The organism is Marinicella marina (assembly GCF_030065545.1).
In the GTDB taxonomy this organism is placed as follows: domain Bacteria; phylum Pseudomonadota; class Gammaproteobacteria; order Xanthomonadales; family Marinicellaceae; genus Marinicella; species Marinicella marina.
In genome coordinates, this window is the sequence record NZ_JASJNC010000001.1 from 453,060 (window position 1) to 467,995 (window position 14,936).

Genomic DNA, 14,936 nt, shown 5'->3' on the forward strand with positions numbered 1-14,936 from the left:
TTTATACCACTTTACGAATTGGCAATTCAAGGATGTCGGTGGCACCGGCTTGTTTCAGTTTTGGAATCAAGTCTCTGGTGGCATTTTTCATGATGGCTGCGCGCACCGAATAGGCATCTGAATTGAACAGCTGACTGACGGTGGGTGAACGCATCGCTGGCAGCAGAGCAACGATTTTTTCGATGTTCTCACTCTGACAGTTCATTTCCAGTAACACCCTTTGGCGGGCATTCATGACGCCATTAATCAATAACAGCATGTCATCAATGATGGCTTTTTTCTCAGGATCTTGCAGCGCTTGTTTGTTAGCAAAAAACTGCGTGGCACTCTCATAAACCACATCACAAATCTTCAAGCGGTTGGCTTTGATGGTGGTGCCGGTGCTGGTGTTATCAATGATCATGTCGGCATCTTCAGGAGGGAACACTTCGGTGGCGCCGTAAGAGCGAATCAACTTTGCATCAAAGCCGTTCTTTTCCAAAAACTTTTCAGCCAGATTCATGTACTCAGTGGCGACAATGATTTTGCGTTGTTTCAGCGCTACATAATCCCAGTCTTCAGGAATACAAGCCACAATCTGTACCGGATTGAAGCCCAAAGGTTTGATGATTTCGACATCAGCGCCTTGCTCTGCAATCCAATCGAGACCGGCGAAACCAATGTCATGCTGTCCCAGTTCAACCATGGATGGGATGTTTTGACCTTTCAGTAATTTGATTTCAAAACGCTCGTCGTTGCAGCCTGGGCGGTAGTTGCGGTCGCTGCCCATGACGTTGATGCCAATGTCGGCCAGAAGTTGGTCGATTGCGATTTGTAGCTTGCCTTTGGGTATGGCCATTTTAATTTTCATTGTGTTCGTCTCAGTCTTAAGTTTGTCGGCTTTAAATTTAGCCAAAAAAAACCCCGTATTTTCGACGGGGCTTCGTGAATTATATGCGAATCTCAGCAGCACCGTCTATGTATGTCGAAATGGTGATGGTGGTTGTTTCCAATGGTTTTGGTGTTGTTATTAATCATTGTTGTTATTGGTGTTTGTTGTTGGTTATTTTCAAAGCAAAAAAAAAGCCCCGTTTCGATGACGGGGCTTTTATAAGAATTCTTTTTCAAATTGGCACTAAGCCACCCCGTTGGCAATTAACGTATGGTGATGGATGTGTGCGAATCTTGTTATCATGCTTCGCATATTAAAGAAGCGCAATTTTTTTGTCAACACCTAAGTTGGCGTTTTAACCAAAAATCAATAACGTGTATAATCCGAATACCCAGATATACTTCAGCAAGGAGGCATTTATCAGTTATGAAAAATTTTAGGAATACAATATACAATCTAAGTTTAGTTATGCTGTTTTGGAGTTCGACAGCCTTTGGGTTTGACCAAACTCAAGCATGTTGTTCATTGGAAACAGCATCAATCGATAACACATTAATAAGTAAACTAGAACCTGCAGTTGAAGGAAATGGCGGAGAATCTACTCGTTTTGCTGAACATGTGGTCGTTGGTGATCAGCACTTATTCGTCGGTGCCCGTGGCATGGCAGGTACAGGCGTTGTCAATGTTTATCAAAATGATGGAGTAACTTGGCAACTGAGCCAAACGTTGCAGCCAGAGGATTTATATTCTCATGATGAATTTGGTGCATCTATCAGTTTATCTGGTGACTTTTTGATGGTTGGAACAGGCCAAAACAACCGAAACTTTTTTGACTCGGCTGGTGTTTACGTCTATCGATATGATGGCAATGAATGGGTTGAGTTTCAGAAGATAGTCAACCCGAATGATGAGTTGGAGGGAATTTTTGGCTATCCAGTGGTGGCCAATGATTCCATGGTGTTGGTTGGTTTCAGAGGCACGTCTTTTGGCGTAGCCAGCAAGGTTTTTGTCTATCAGTTCGACGGTGACTCATGGTCATTGTCACAAACTCTGGAAGACGAACATGGCGAACCCAGTTCAGCATTCAGTTACAGCATGGCTCTGAATAACGAAAGGGCTGTGATTGGCGCACCAGTGAATGGGTCGCAGGCAGACAGTAAAGCAGTCATTTACAACATCTTGGATAATAACTTGGTGTTTGATGAGGTCATTGCTTCACCAACGGCAGAAGCAAATACACCATTCCCAACCACCATTACGTTGGCAGCGGATGAAATATTTTTAGGTGCATGGTCTGATAATGTTGCAGGCTCTTTCTCTGGGTCAGTTTATGTTTATACCAAGACCAATGAACAATGGAACCAAACACAAAGATTACTTCCAACTGGTCCGGGTGCCAGGTCCGGTGATTATTTTGGTCGCTCACTCAGTTATCTGAATGGTGAATTGGTGGTGGGAGCCAGTGGTGATGGAGATGGTGTCGTTTATCTCTTTCAAAAACAGAACGAAAATTGGGTTGAACGACGCAGAATTACGCAACAAGATTTAGGCCAAGTAGCAGATGGTGTTTCTGATTTTGGCCGGTCAGTCGGAGTTTTAAATGACAACCTGGTGGTTGGAGCGGTTGGCGGATTCGACAATCCAGGTTCTGTTCACACCTTCAGCCGACCTGAAAATGGAGATTGGTCTGTGACATTCACAGCATATGCACCAGTAGGAGCGGCAAATCATAATTTTGGCAATGCCGTAAGCATGCATGGCAACCACCTCATCATAGGCGCAATGCGGGACAAAGAAATTTATGAAGAAGGCGGGTCAGCCAGTATTTTTCAATGGCTAGAAAACAGTTGGCAATTGATGCAAATATTAACCCCCAAGGATTTACAAACCAATTCAAGAGTGGGCTCAGCAGTCGCTATTCATGAGGATACTGCTGTGGTGGTTGCACATGACGGCTATTCACCCTCTGCAGACACCAGCGTGTTTTATGTTTACAAGCTTGAAAAAGACACTTGGATTGAACAGCAAAAGGTGGTCATTCCGCAAAGTCAAGATTCTGAGTATTACTATGCATCGGTCTCCTTGTTTGATGATGTTATCGCCATAGGCGCCATTGGTTTCGAAAACCAACCTGGCAACATTGGTGCAGTATTTGTATTCAAAGAAGTGGCGGGCAGTTGGGTCCAGCAACAACAACTGATACCTGAAACCACCTCGAATTATTATCGCTTTGGTAAGTCAGTCAGTGTACAGGGCGACAGGCTTGCTGTTGGCAGTCAGACTGATGTTTCAGGTCAAGGAGCCGTATATATGTTTGAGTACAATATGGACAGCAGTTCATGGGTTCAAACCGACAAACTGCTGGCCAGTGATGGCGCAAGTGCTGATGAATTTGGCTATTCAGTCAATTTATCAGGAGATGACCTCATAATCGGCGCACCTGGAGATAATTTGTTTTATGAAATCTACCGCAAAGGTTCAGCCTATTTTTTTCATAACAATCAAGGCCTGTGGACAGAATCACTGAAAGTTGAGTATGACGTCGCTGTACCAATGGCATATACTTTTGGTTCATCTGTCAGCCTGGACAATGACACAGCGGTCATTGGCACAGGGTATTTTGATAGAAATTCGAGTCTACCTTATTACGATATGGGCGAGGTTTTTGTCTATAAAAAGACCAATCAACTATGGCAAAGAGCCATGATTTTGGATAACCCGAACCCACAAGAGCTGGGTGGCTTTGGTCTGGCCGTTGATATATCCAATGATAAGGTGGTTGTGGGGTCACGTTTTGATGATGCGCGAGGTACCGATTCAGGTGCTGCTTATGTTTTCGACATACCGCCTGACGCGATCTTTTATGATGGATTTGATTGATCTGTTCCTTAAAAATTCCGTGAGTCGCGGTGAAGTTGATTCATGTTTTTAGCAGCAAACAATGGTTTTTTTAGAGTTTCAGCGGGTTGATAGAGTAAGGTGTATTTTTGTCGGTTGAATCATTTAAGCAATGTATAAATTGGTTTAATCATCAATGAAAATCCTATTTTTAATTGCAGTGTTATTCCTATCAGCTTGTGGCGCGCGTCATTCAGCAGCTGATTCAGCCAGTGTACTTGATCAACTCTATGCGCAATTTCAAGGCTGGCAGGGGACACCTTATCGCCTCGGCGGTTACGATAAGAGCGGCATTGATTGTTCCGGTTTTGTGGTCCAAACATACAGTGATTTATTCAATCGCCAGTTACCCAGAACCACCACTGCCCAGTCTAAAGTGGGTAAAAAAATCAAACGCCATGAGTTGCAGGCCGGTGATTTGGTGTTTTTTAAAATAAAAAACCGCGGCAAACTGCGCCACGTCGGTATTTACCTCTCGGGTGATCAATTTTTACACGCCTCCACTTCAAAAGGAGTAACGATCTCAAGTTTACAAAACAGCTATTGGCGTGAGCACTACTCCCTAAGTCGACGCATGCTATCAATTGATTAAAGTGTTTGAGAGTGACTGCTATTCCAATTGAATCATTGTTCAAATAACCAAATCATTGTCCGATTCCTCTTCCCTGCTTTCGTCTGTTGAAGAAATGGCTACTCCAAAAGTCATGATGCCAACCCTGCCCATGAACATCAAGAGAATAATTATGACCTTACCCAACTCAGTCAGGTCAGCAGTCAAGCCCATGCTGAGGCCAACAGTACCCATGGCTGAAATTGCCTCAAAAGTAATTACTTGAAGGTTGTGATTTTGTGTTAACAGCAACAGAGTAACTGCAATAAAAAGTACAGTCAGATAAAAAACCAACGAGGCCGTCGCTAATTGAACTCGATCTTGAGTAAGTGGTCGTTTTTTTAATCGAATCATGTCACGACGTTTTAAAGTACTTTTCATAGAGGCAAACAAAACGGCCAAAGTGGTAGATTTCAAACCGCCTCCAGTTCCTGAGGGCGATGCACCAAATACCATGAGAAAATATAAAATCATTATCATTGCTGCTGAGATTTCACCGATAGGAATGGTATTAAAACCAACTGTGGTGGTGGAGGTCATGACCTGAAAAAAAGCAGCGAGCAACCTTTCCCAAGGCATCAAACTTTGAATACTTGGCTCGAAAGCGAACAACAAAAAAGTGCCTGCCATGGAAAAATACAGGGTGATTTGTAGGATGACTTTACTGGAAAAATGTAGGTTCTTGATTTTACCTGTGATGCTGTTCCACACGTCAGCAACCACAATGAAACCTATGGCGCCTAAATAACTCAATGCAGCGATGGTCAGGTTGAGGTACGCGTTGTTGCTGAAACTTTCGAAACTGTTTGAAAATAAACTAAACCCTGCTGTACAAAACGCAGAAATACTGTGAAATATAGCTGTCCATAGGGCTTGGTCTACATCATTGAAACTAAATATCAGGTACAGTAAAAGCGCTCCAACTGCTTCACAAATCAAAGTGAAATAAATCACCACTTTGATAAATTGTAATGGGTTAAAGTCAGCTGGCAGTGAAAAAGTATGCTTGGTCAGTTCTTTTCTGGCTCCCGTGAGTTTAGAACGCATGGCAATCAAAACAAATGAACCGAAGGTCATATAACCAATACCACCTATTTGGATACAAAACAGGATAATCAATTGTCCGAAAAAAGAATAATTACTGCCAGGATCGACCGTAACAAGACCTGTGGTTGAAACTGCCGAAACGGCAATAAATAAATTGTCAAGCCCAGTTGTGGCTTGATTTTGTGCCCATGGCAATGACAGTAAAACCCAACCCAAGAGCACATAGGACAGGTAACCGAATACAAGTAAGGTCGCAGGATCAAAGTTTTTGATGCGTTTGATGTTAGGCATAAATTTATAAGTAATTTGGCTGTAAGCATAATAACTAAAATAAACGATTAAATCACATAAATTTTAATTCTTCTTTATGTGCCATAAGTGACTGTTTTTAGAAAGTATGTGAACCTTTCACTGATTATGTAATCTATCAAGTATCTATTTATTTAAGAGGTGATGGCATGAATGGTTTTCATATGGACTACGAAGTGTTTTTATTCATTGGCGTGGTGCTGACTTTGGCGGCTTGGCTGTGGACTAAATTCAAAAAGCTGCAGCGCAGTGACAACAAGCGCTTACAAACCATCGTCGCTGTGGGCAGTTTCTTTCCCTTGTTATTGATCGTGTTCTCGTTTCGTTCCTTTGCTTATGAGCCGTTTCGCATTCCATCCTCATCAATGATGCCAACACTGCTCACTGGCGATTTCATTTATGTCGATAAAACCGCCTATGGTGTTAAGTTACCGATTGTACACAACACCCTCATAGAAACCGGTACACCACAACGCGGTGATGTGATGGTGTTTCGTTCCGTCGAAGATCCCGCCACCGACGTGATCAAGCGCGTTGTTGGGATTCCTGGTGACCACATCAGATATGATGAGCGAACCAAACAAATATTCGTTAATGGTGAAGCCTTACCCGAAACATTTGAAGGTCCTTATAACGGATTTCATGATGACATCAATCCCAACGGGCTCAATCAAAGGGCTACCATAACGGGTGAAGTTGAGCACAAAATACTGCACTCTGATCGGGTCAGGCATCGCTACGCACACCGTGAATTGGTGGTGCCCGAAGGGCATTATTTTGGTATGGGTGATAACCGCGATTTCAGTGCCGACAGCCGGGTTTGGGGTTTGATTCCAGAGCGGAACATAGTTGGTCAAGCCAAAGGCATCTGGATGCACTGGCGCCCCAGTGCTTTTATCGACGGTTTAAAGCGAATTGGTACCCAGCTTTGATATAATAAGTGCCATGTGCGGTGCTTATAACGTCATCAATAACCCATTCACTGATTCGATCACTGAAGCCTTGGGTGTTTCCTCAGTAGAAACCCGAGGCATCCGTGCGCCGGCATCGATGATTCAGATAGTCACCGAAGATGCCAATGACCGTTATTTAGAAGAGGCCAAATGGTGGTTGTTACTGGGTAAGGACGGTAAACCCAATTACCAATACGCCACTTTTAACAGCCGCTACGACAAGCTTTACTCATCACCCCTGACCAAAGGCTTGTTCCGAACTTCACGCTGCCTGATTCCTGCCTCCAGTTTCATTGAGGGCCAAGATAAAAAATACCACGAAATCACCACCGAACGCGGCGCATTGGCACTGGGCGGTATTTATAAACAGTACCAAGTGGATGGTGAAACCCTGACAACCGCTTCCATCATCACCTGCCCGGGTAACCCCAAATTAGAAAACATTCACCGCAAGTCGATACCCTTGATGATTGATGTGGATGATGAGTCCTTGGTCGATATGTGGTTGGATAACAGCATGACCAACAGCGAGGCTTTCAAGCCACTGCTGAATGAAAAAATCACCCAAAACCTGATCGCGATACCTGTGCAAGGTGCGCGCGATTTAACGTCCAGAGATGAGGCCATTGAGATCACTGCCGATGAGTAAAGTTACCCTGATTAAACCCAAAACATCCCGTGTTGATTTACCTTTTTACGAATCCAAAGTACCCGCTGGTTTCCCCTCGCCAGCCACTGAATACCTGGGCGACACCTTGGACTTGAACGATTATTTGATCAACAACAAAACCGCCACCTTCTTCGCCAAAGTCGAAGGTGATTCGATGATGGGTGCGGGTATTCTTGAAGGTGACTTACTGGTTATCGACCGCTCCAAACCACCCAAACACAACAGCATTGTGGTCGCCGTGGTCGACAATGAATTCACCGTCAAACGCCTGTGCACCGAAGACGGCATTGAATTGCGCCCCGAAAACCCCGCCTACCAACCGATCAAACTCACCGGCGAACTAGAAATGCAAATCTGGGGCGTGGTGACGAGTATCGTTAGGAAGTTGTGAGGGAGTTTAAAAAATAGCCGTAGGATGGGCTCCGCCCATCAAAACTCGGTCTAACAACGGCAAAGTGTTGAAAATTTGGTGCTTTCCCTACTTTAAAAAAAAGACAACTCTAAATTAAGCTTGAAACAATGATGTAAAATTTCATAATGATGGGCAGAGCCCATCCTACAGTTCTACAGTTCTTAGACATAAACATGAAAACAGCCAACCCATACTCAAAATCAAATGGACCAATTATTCAAAGAAGAAAACCGTTTCAAGACATCAGACTCCTTAAAGCTGCTCGTGATGGTACAGTTGAAAACGTTCTGGGGCTGATCAATCGTGGATGCGATGTTGAAGAACATGACAAGAATAATTTGACGCCGCTGCTTATTGCCTGTGCTTACGGTAACCTCCAAGCCGTTAAAGCATTGATAGAGTCTGGTGCAAATATTGCGCATAAAGATAAAAAGGGCTTTGACGCTTGGTCTATCACTACTTCGTATGGAGATTTTAAAGGAATTGTTGTAAGCCCCTATACTGAAATAATGCCTTTGATTAATAAGCAGAAGTCAGATGAATATTTTAAACAGTTGTTAGATGCAGCCAAATACGATGAATCTGTCCGAGTTGCAAGGTATTGGAAAAGTATAGAAACAGCTTTACGATTAGCAGGTAAGTTCCTAACAAAACCTCACATGTTCAAACTCGAAGAAAGGGCGTTGGAAGAATATAAAAACTTCGAGGATAAAGCATTCTTCGAACGTTCAATCAATGAACTAGCTGAGATTGCAAAAGATCATGGAAGTAAGAAAGGTCTATGGAGAAGACTGAGCAAAATTGCAAAACAAATGGGCTTGTCAAATAAGGCCGAAGAGTATGAAGCTATATTTCATAGCACACTGCAAAAGTAAGGTAGCACCGTAGGATGGGCTCTGCCCATCAAAACATTAATGGTAATCCTTCAGCTCAGTAAAATCACACCAATTGGAATCATAAAACCCCTTCTCAACAAAACGCTTGAATGACGAATACTGCCATTCAGCGGGTTTTTCAACCAACCCGTGTTTGACAGGGTTGTAGTGAATATAGTCGGTTAAATGGTTTAAATCTGATTCATTGCGAATGGTATGTTCATAAAACCTCCTTTGCCATACCCCACTTTCCCTTTTCTTTGTTTTGCTTTTTGATACTTCGTTAGAGAGCTCCGATCTTATTTTTTTTGGTAAACTTTTTGTGAAGTTGATTTTTATCAATGAAACTATTTTTGGATAATCAGATACACAACGGGGCCTAATAATCATGTGAAAGTGATCCGGCATGATAACAATCGCATGAACCTCAAACTGAATTTGAGATTGAACTGTTTTAAAAGCTAATTTGAGATCGGTTACATGCTCTGTTAAGAGTTTACGGTGTCGGTTGTTGATAGCCACAGTGATAAAAACACAGCTGTTTTCAACGAAAACCCTTCTAAAATTGGGCATATGCAAATTCTAACATAACACTGTTATTAGACAGATTTTTGATGGGCGGAGCCCATCCTACGTATCTCCTGCTGTCTTAAGCATGGTAGATATCCTGTGATTACTGGAAAAACACCCACCTGGGTTCCTGCGCTCGCCTTCGGGCTCGGCTGGAACGACGGTTTTGGGGAGTATTGTAGGATGGGCTCCGCCCATCACAAACAGAGCTTGATACAACTCACAGCGCCCCGCGCGCTTGCAGAATCCATTTGTCTCGATCTAGGGAACTGACGCCGCGGTACTCGCGGGTTTGGCCTTGGGCCAGTTCGCACGGTTGGTAGTTCAGTAAGCGGCTGGAGAACTTGGCTTTGCCGCCACTTTTTGAGGCCAGTTGTACCGGGTAATCAATCGATGTGGCCGCAGGGATTTGGGCGTTTAATGTGAAACGTTCGCCGACAATATCCGGGCTCTCAGAGACGCCACGCATTTTAGTGATGTCGCTGCTGATGGTACCGAGTAGGTCTAAGGGCGCGGTGATTTTTACTGCCAATATCGGTTCCAGTAATTGGGTGCCAGATAACACCAAGCCATTCATGATGGCCATCGGTGTGGCAATGGCGAAATCCCCTGAGCGGCTGTGGACGTTGTGGTCTTCACCCGCGACTAAAGTGATTTCTACATCGGTCACTTGCCAGCCCTTGGTGCCCTGTTTCAGCGCTTGGGGCAGGGTTGCTTCGATTTCTTTTTGGTATTTTGCGGCCACGTCATTGTGCGATACTTTGGACTCAAAAGTCACACCGCTACCAAGTTCACCTGGCTTTAATTTAACTTCCATGATCGCCCAGCAGGGTTTCGGCATCCAGTACCGCTCATAGCCCAAAGCCGTCTTGATTGGGGTTTCTTGGTAAATGATGGTTGGTTCTTCGAACGTTGCGTTTAAGCCATAACGATCAAGTAACTGCGCCGCCAAGATTTCAATTTGAATTTTACCGGCTATTTTGATGTGTAATTCCCGGATGTCGGCCAGCCACTCTAAATCCAACATCGGATCTTCAGCCGAGAGCTGCTGTAAGGCCTGCGCCAATTGGGGAAATTCAGCCGCCTTATCCGCTTTCACTTGCACCGTTAACAAGGGCGCTGAAAAACGCGCCACCCTCGGCACCAAAGCAGCGTCACCAAACACATCACCCACTTGCGCATCCGCAAGGCCACTGACCACACCGATGTCACCCGAAGGAACCACATCAACGGCCACGTACTTGCCTTGGTGTACTTGTTTGATTTGGCTGATTTTTTGTTCAATTTTTACCCCATGACGCTCAGTGATGACCACTTCCCTGGGCAGGATTTGGCCGGAAAACACCCGGATATAAGCCATGCGACCTAAGGTCTTATCGTGTTCAATTTTAAACACCACCGCTGACAGTTCACTGCTTGAATCAGCGTTTTCATGTTCAGCTTCAGCCGGTAAATAACGCACAATGGCATCCATCAATGCCTCAATACCCAAACCCAATTTACCCACCCCACACAAAACAGGCACCAAGTCACCGCTCACAGTCGCTGATTTTAAGGCCGCATCCAATGCCTTGAAACCAATGGCTTCGCCTTCTAAAAAGCGCTCCAATAAGCCCTCATCAAGCTCAACCACTTGTTCAATTTGTTGCTCTGAGACAGCGTGTTCAGACCAAGCTCTGTGCAAAGACACATGTGCTTCACCGGCATTATCAGCGGATTGCAAAACAAAACACCGCACAGCGAATTCCTTTTCCAATTCCTCAATCACCGCAGCCACATCAGCACCCATGCGATCCACTTTATTGATGAACACCAAGGTCGGAATCTGCATGTCTCTCAGCGCATGGAAGACGGTCAGGGTTTGTGCTTGTACCCCTTCCACCGCACTTAAAACCAAAACAGCCGCATCCAAAGTCAACAAAGAACGCTCCACCTCCGAACTGAAATCCACATGGCCCGGGGTATCAATGATGTTAACTTGCTGCCCTTTCCAAGTGAAACTGGCCGTGGCCAAACGCACCGAAATACCCCGCTCACGCTCCACCGCCAAGTGATCGGTGGCAGAAGTGCCCTGATCAACACTGCCCGCCTGGCGCAAAGCCCCCGCCGCAAACAGCATCTGTTCAGTCACAGTGGTTTTCCCCGCATCCACATGCGCCAATACACCAATATTCAAAATGGACTTCGTCATGCCCGAACTATAACACTTCTGCTGATGTCAGTACCACACTGCCGGATGAACCACTGTAGGATGGGCTCCGCTCATCAGAAATTAAAGAACTGTCTTTGTGATATGGCTACATCACTGCGTAACTCACAATGACTTGTGTTAATATTTGTTCTTTTAAGCGCATTAAAATACGCAAATATGACGTTATATGGCACCAATGCATATATGATAAATTGTTATAAATCAGAGCATGAAACTTTTTAGGCGCAAACCTGTTGAGTACTGGATTAAGCATCAGCAGAAGCTTAAAAGAGATATACAACTTAAGTCACGGATTGCTTTGTTTCTTATCATTCTCTATATGCTTTTAGGAGCTTATAATTTTTTACTGCTGGTTATAGTAATTTCTATAACGGGATATATCTTCTTAGATCTATTAGTTGATATTTTGTCTATGAAAGAGGTAAAAACTAGATTGAGGTCAACAAATGATACGTAACAAGCAAAAGTTCTGTAGGATGGGCTCCGCCCATCAAAAATCAGCGAAAATACTATAATTGACGTGAGCATTCCATTGTTGAATGTTTATTGAGTAGTAACATCCAAGAAGCTGTATTATTATTGTGTTGTGATGGGCAGAGCCCATCCTACGAGTCTAAAATTTTAGGTTTTTAAGTGCATTAAATACCCAAATATGACGTTATATGGCATCAATGCACACATGTTAAATTATTAAAAAGCAATAAGCAGATTGAATGTATGAATAGATTGTTTTTCTTGTTTTTTTGCTCAGTCGTTTCATCGGTTTTAGCCCAAGAAATATATTACGACGGCTTATCTGGTGCATCAGCTAAAGCGCAATGGCGCGTTGGTTTTGACTGCGAAGTTCATGATTTTAAATTCACCGAACTTTCGCATCACGCCGGAGTTAAGGAAGCAGCCACGAAGGCATTCAGCCGCATGACGAAGCCCACTGTTACCGAGCCGAGCATGGATATCAAAACGGAATTTGACGAAAACATGAAACTTACCCTCGTCAAACCTGAGTTATGGCAGAAAAAGATAATTCCCGTTCCTGGTTCAGGTGTGGATGAGTATAGCTATTTAACGTGTTTCATCTACAAAGATAAGGCTCCAAGATGGGAGCTGTTGACAGTTTTTAATGAAGGGCGGGAAAGTCGTAAAAAACTGTTAACCAAAAAAGACATTGATGGACTTGGGCTTTACCATGCAACATTCGAGGTAGAGTGATTTTTGATCTCGCTCCCAAGCTCCAGCTGCCTTAAGGACCCAACTGTTGGTGGTCATGCACAGGGATTTGTTTTCGCAGGGGTGATTTGTAGAAAACCAATTTAAAAAATGTTGATTCAGCCTTTTATCATTGCTAAATTATTTACAGTGTTATTTAAGAGCCCTATGAATTCCCAAGCCGGAGCTTGGGAACTAGGAAAAGCCGCGTAGATACTCTGTTGCCCCTTAGCCCAAAGTTATGTGTAAGCTAAAGAATATGGAATATCATTCGAATACAGATTTATTTGAAGCTATTGAAGAGCTACAGAAGTCTCTGGCTTCGTCTGGAAACGAAGAGGCTAGTAATTTGATTGCGGAAGGTTTGTCAGGTTTAAATGGTCTCACTGATGGCTGGGCTGTGCTATTTGAATCATTAAGAACTATTAATAACAAATACGGCACCAGCTTTTCTAAGCAACAAAGCGCCGAACTAAACAACCTTCAAAGCACTGTTCATAAGGCGATGCATCGTGTGTAAAATACACAACAATTGAATCAATGGGGTCAGAGAAATTGATTTAAAATTGAACGCACTTAAATACGCAAATATGACGATATACAGCGCATATGCACATATGAAAATTGTTAGGCTAATATGAATCTTGAACAAATGTATGAAGTCTTGTTGACTTATATTTATTTTATGTTTCCATATCCAACAGGATACTTTTTTTATGCAACGGAGATGGGATTTATTGAGTATGCAATAGCTTGGATGCTTGTCGGTCTGTCAATTGCTTACGGGTTACATCGCTGGGCACCGCGATTGTTTTTTAAGTTGTGGATTGTGGTGTGGTTCATGCCAGGCACACTTATTTGTGGTAGTGCCACTCTTATTCCATGGATCACGTCATTATTTTGGTTAGGAAATGAAAGTTATTGCGTTACATTGTTGTCCACAATTACATGTTTGGCTCTCAACTTATTAGTTGTCTTTACTTTAGCGTCAGTTTTTAGGAAATTAAGACAACCGACTTCTGATATTAAAGATGCCTAACAAAATAATGCATGTTACCAGCAAGTTGGTACCTGAGTTTAGGCGTTATTTAACGAAATAAAGGGTAGACATGAATAAAGGTAAACTGACTTTTTTCTGCGGAAAAATGGGTGCGGGGAAGTCAACTAAAGCCAGTGAAATGGCACAGGATGGCAACACAGTATTGATTTCAGAAGATGAATGGCTTGCGTCGCTGTACCCAAATAAAATCTCATCACTCAACGACTATATTGAATACTCAAATCTACTTAAACCACAGATTAAAAAACTTGTACAATCTATTTTGTCTTCCGGAACTGATGTGGTCATGGACTTCCCAGCAAATACTCGCTCACAAAGAGATTGGTTTCGGAGTATTTTCTCGGAAATCGGTGCCCCACATAATTTGATATACATTGATATACCCAATGAAGTCTGCCTAGAACAAATCGAGAAAAGGCGTACAGAACAGCCTGAAAGAGCAAATACTGATACGCCGGACATGTTTGAACAAGTTACAAAGTATTTTACGGCTCCAACATCAGAGGAAGGTTTCAATACAACCATAGTATCTTCGAGCTGAAAATAAATAGATTGATTTATTCATCATTTGAGGAATGACTCACCTCAAAGCGCTATTCCAGTTATTGATATAGCGATGTAAAATATAATGCCTAAAATATTGTGATGGGCAGAGCCCATCCTACTTGGCTGGGATATATCATGCTACGAACTCTTACAACAATAATGGTCTTAATATCTGGAGCACAGGTTATGGCCGAATCAATGGATTCAATAATCGAAGGGAAGTCCATTGAAATAACCGGCTTTGATTGTGCCGAGAAAAGTGTGCACATGATCGAATGGTTGGGTCTTGGTAAAGATTATCGTAAGTTTGTGGTTTCTGATGTTGAAAGCGAACTTTATAAACAACAGCCAGGGTCACAACTCTTAAAATTGCATTGTATTGGTAATCCTGAATTGTTAACTGGTGCACTGCCACAAAATAGTGACGAGTCGAAAGCTATCCTTACACGCTTTTCAGCAACCTTTCCATTGGAGGCAACAGTCAACCTTGGTGGTGAAGTTTGGATTTTAACTATCGACCAAAATTACTACGCCGAAAATCTCAATATCCCAAATGAGCGTAAGCTAACACAAAACTTCAATGTCAAAGGCAGCGCCAAGCAATGAATTTAACCAGGCCAAACAGTAGGGCCTTTAAGGCAGCTGGAGCTTAGGAACTAGGAATAAAAATGAAGCACGAGCCAATAGACATAAAAGG

Annotated in this window: 15 protein-coding genes; 11 read left to right on the forward strand and 4 right to left on the reverse strand. The window is 43.2% G+C overall.

Annotation, left to right across the window (positions count from 1 at the left end; all coding sequences use genetic code 11):
• Window position 1: 1 nt before the first annotated feature.
• The gene (hisG, locus tag QNI24_RS02045; protein WP_267175752.1) at window positions 2-850 is read right to left on the reverse strand and encodes an ATP phosphoribosyltransferase; all 849 of its coding nucleotides are present in this window, start codon (window positions 848-850) and stop codon (window positions 2-4) included.
• A gap of 546 nt (window positions 851-1,396) precedes the next feature.
• Between hisG and QNI24_RS02050 the strand changes: the two genes are divergently transcribed.
• Both QNI24_RS02050 and QNI24_RS02055 read left to right on the forward strand, forming a co-directional pair.
• Complete coding sequence (locus tag QNI24_RS02050; RefSeq protein ID WP_267175753.1) at window positions 1,397-3,751, forward strand: hypothetical protein; 2,355 nt, start codon at window positions 1,397-1,399, stop codon at window positions 3,749-3,751.
• A 154-nt stretch (window positions 3,752-3,905) separates the two neighbouring features.
• Window positions 3,906-4,361 carry an NlpC/P60 family protein gene (locus QNI24_RS02055; RefSeq protein ID WP_267175754.1) on the forward strand — a complete coding sequence of 152 codons (456 nt, stop codon included), beginning with the start codon at window positions 3,906-3,908 and terminating at the stop codon, window positions 4,359-4,361.
• A 39-nt stretch (window positions 4,362-4,400) separates the two neighbouring features.
• Here the strand turns inward: QNI24_RS02055 and QNI24_RS02060 are convergent, their stop codons facing one another.
• Complete coding sequence (locus QNI24_RS02060; protein ID WP_267175755.1) at window positions 4,401-5,717, reverse strand: TrkH family potassium uptake protein; 1,317 nt, start codon at window positions 5,715-5,717, stop codon at window positions 4,401-4,403.
• 167 nt (window positions 5,718-5,884) lie between these two features.
• Here QNI24_RS02060 and lepB point away from each other — a divergent pair, with 167 nt between their 5' ends.
• From lepB to QNI24_RS02080, 4 genes are all read left to right on the forward strand, one after another.
• Window positions 5,885-6,667, forward strand: a complete 783-nt coding sequence (lepB, locus tag QNI24_RS02065; protein ID WP_267175756.1) for a signal peptidase I — start codon at window positions 5,885-5,887, stop codon at window positions 6,665-6,667.
• Between the two features lie 13 nt (window positions 6,668-6,680).
• Window positions 6,681-7,337, forward strand: a complete 657-nt coding sequence (locus QNI24_RS02070; protein WP_267175757.1) for an SOS response-associated peptidase family protein — start codon at window positions 6,681-6,683, stop codon at window positions 7,335-7,337.
• Window positions 7,330-7,749 (forward strand): LexA family protein, encoded by a 420-nt coding sequence (locus QNI24_RS02075; RefSeq protein ID WP_267175758.1) that lies wholly within the window; start codon window positions 7,330-7,332, stop codon window positions 7,747-7,749. The genes QNI24_RS02070 and QNI24_RS02075 overlap by 8 nt, the downstream gene beginning before the upstream one ends.
• Window positions 7,750-7,943: 194 nt before the next feature.
• On the forward strand, window positions 7,944-8,645 hold the full coding sequence (locus tag QNI24_RS02080; protein ID WP_267175759.1) for an ankyrin repeat domain-containing protein: 702 nt from the start codon (window positions 7,944-7,946) through the stop codon (window positions 8,643-8,645).
• Window positions 8,646-8,681: 36 nt separating this feature from the next.
• On the opposite strand, the gene QNI24_RS02085 is transcribed toward QNI24_RS02080, so the two are convergent.
• Together QNI24_RS02085 and QNI24_RS02090 are read right to left on the reverse strand one after the other, a co-directional pair.
• Complete coding sequence (locus tag QNI24_RS02085) at window positions 8,682-9,218, reverse strand: REP-associated tyrosine transposase (protein WP_267175760.1); 537 nt, start codon at window positions 9,216-9,218, stop codon at window positions 8,682-8,684.
• Window positions 9,219-9,435: 217 nt separating this feature from the next.
• Window positions 9,436-11,406 carry a GTP-binding protein gene (locus tag QNI24_RS02090; protein WP_267175761.1) on the reverse strand — a complete coding sequence of 657 codons (1,971 nt, stop codon included), beginning with the start codon at window positions 11,404-11,406 and terminating at the stop codon, window positions 9,436-9,438.
• 738 nt (window positions 11,407-12,144) lie between these two features.
• Between QNI24_RS02090 and QNI24_RS02095 the strand changes: the two genes are divergently transcribed.
• From QNI24_RS02095 to QNI24_RS02115, 5 genes are all read left to right on the forward strand, one after another.
• Window positions 12,145-12,636, forward strand: coding sequence for a hypothetical protein (locus QNI24_RS02095; RefSeq protein WP_267175762.1), 492 nt, complete (start codon window positions 12,145-12,147; stop codon window positions 12,634-12,636).
• 256 nt (window positions 12,637-12,892) lie between these two features.
• Window positions 12,893-13,153 carry a hypothetical protein gene (locus tag QNI24_RS02100; protein WP_267175763.1) on the forward strand — a complete coding sequence of 87 codons (261 nt, stop codon included), beginning with the start codon at window positions 12,893-12,895 and terminating at the stop codon, window positions 13,151-13,153.
• Window positions 13,154-13,270: 117 nt separating this feature from the next.
• Window positions 13,271-13,672, forward strand: coding sequence for a hypothetical protein (locus QNI24_RS02105; RefSeq protein WP_267175764.1), 402 nt, complete (start codon window positions 13,271-13,273; stop codon window positions 13,670-13,672).
• A 70-nt stretch (window positions 13,673-13,742) separates the two neighbouring features.
• Window positions 13,743-14,234, forward strand: a complete 492-nt coding sequence (locus QNI24_RS02110) for a P-loop nucleotide/nucleoside kinase family protein (protein WP_267175765.1) — start codon at window positions 13,743-13,745, stop codon at window positions 14,232-14,234.
• A 191-nt stretch (window positions 14,235-14,425) separates the two neighbouring features.
• Window positions 14,426-14,845, forward strand: coding sequence for a hypothetical protein (locus QNI24_RS02115; RefSeq protein ID WP_267175766.1), 420 nt, complete (start codon window positions 14,426-14,428; stop codon window positions 14,843-14,845).
• Window positions 14,846-14,936: the final 91 nt, after the last annotated feature.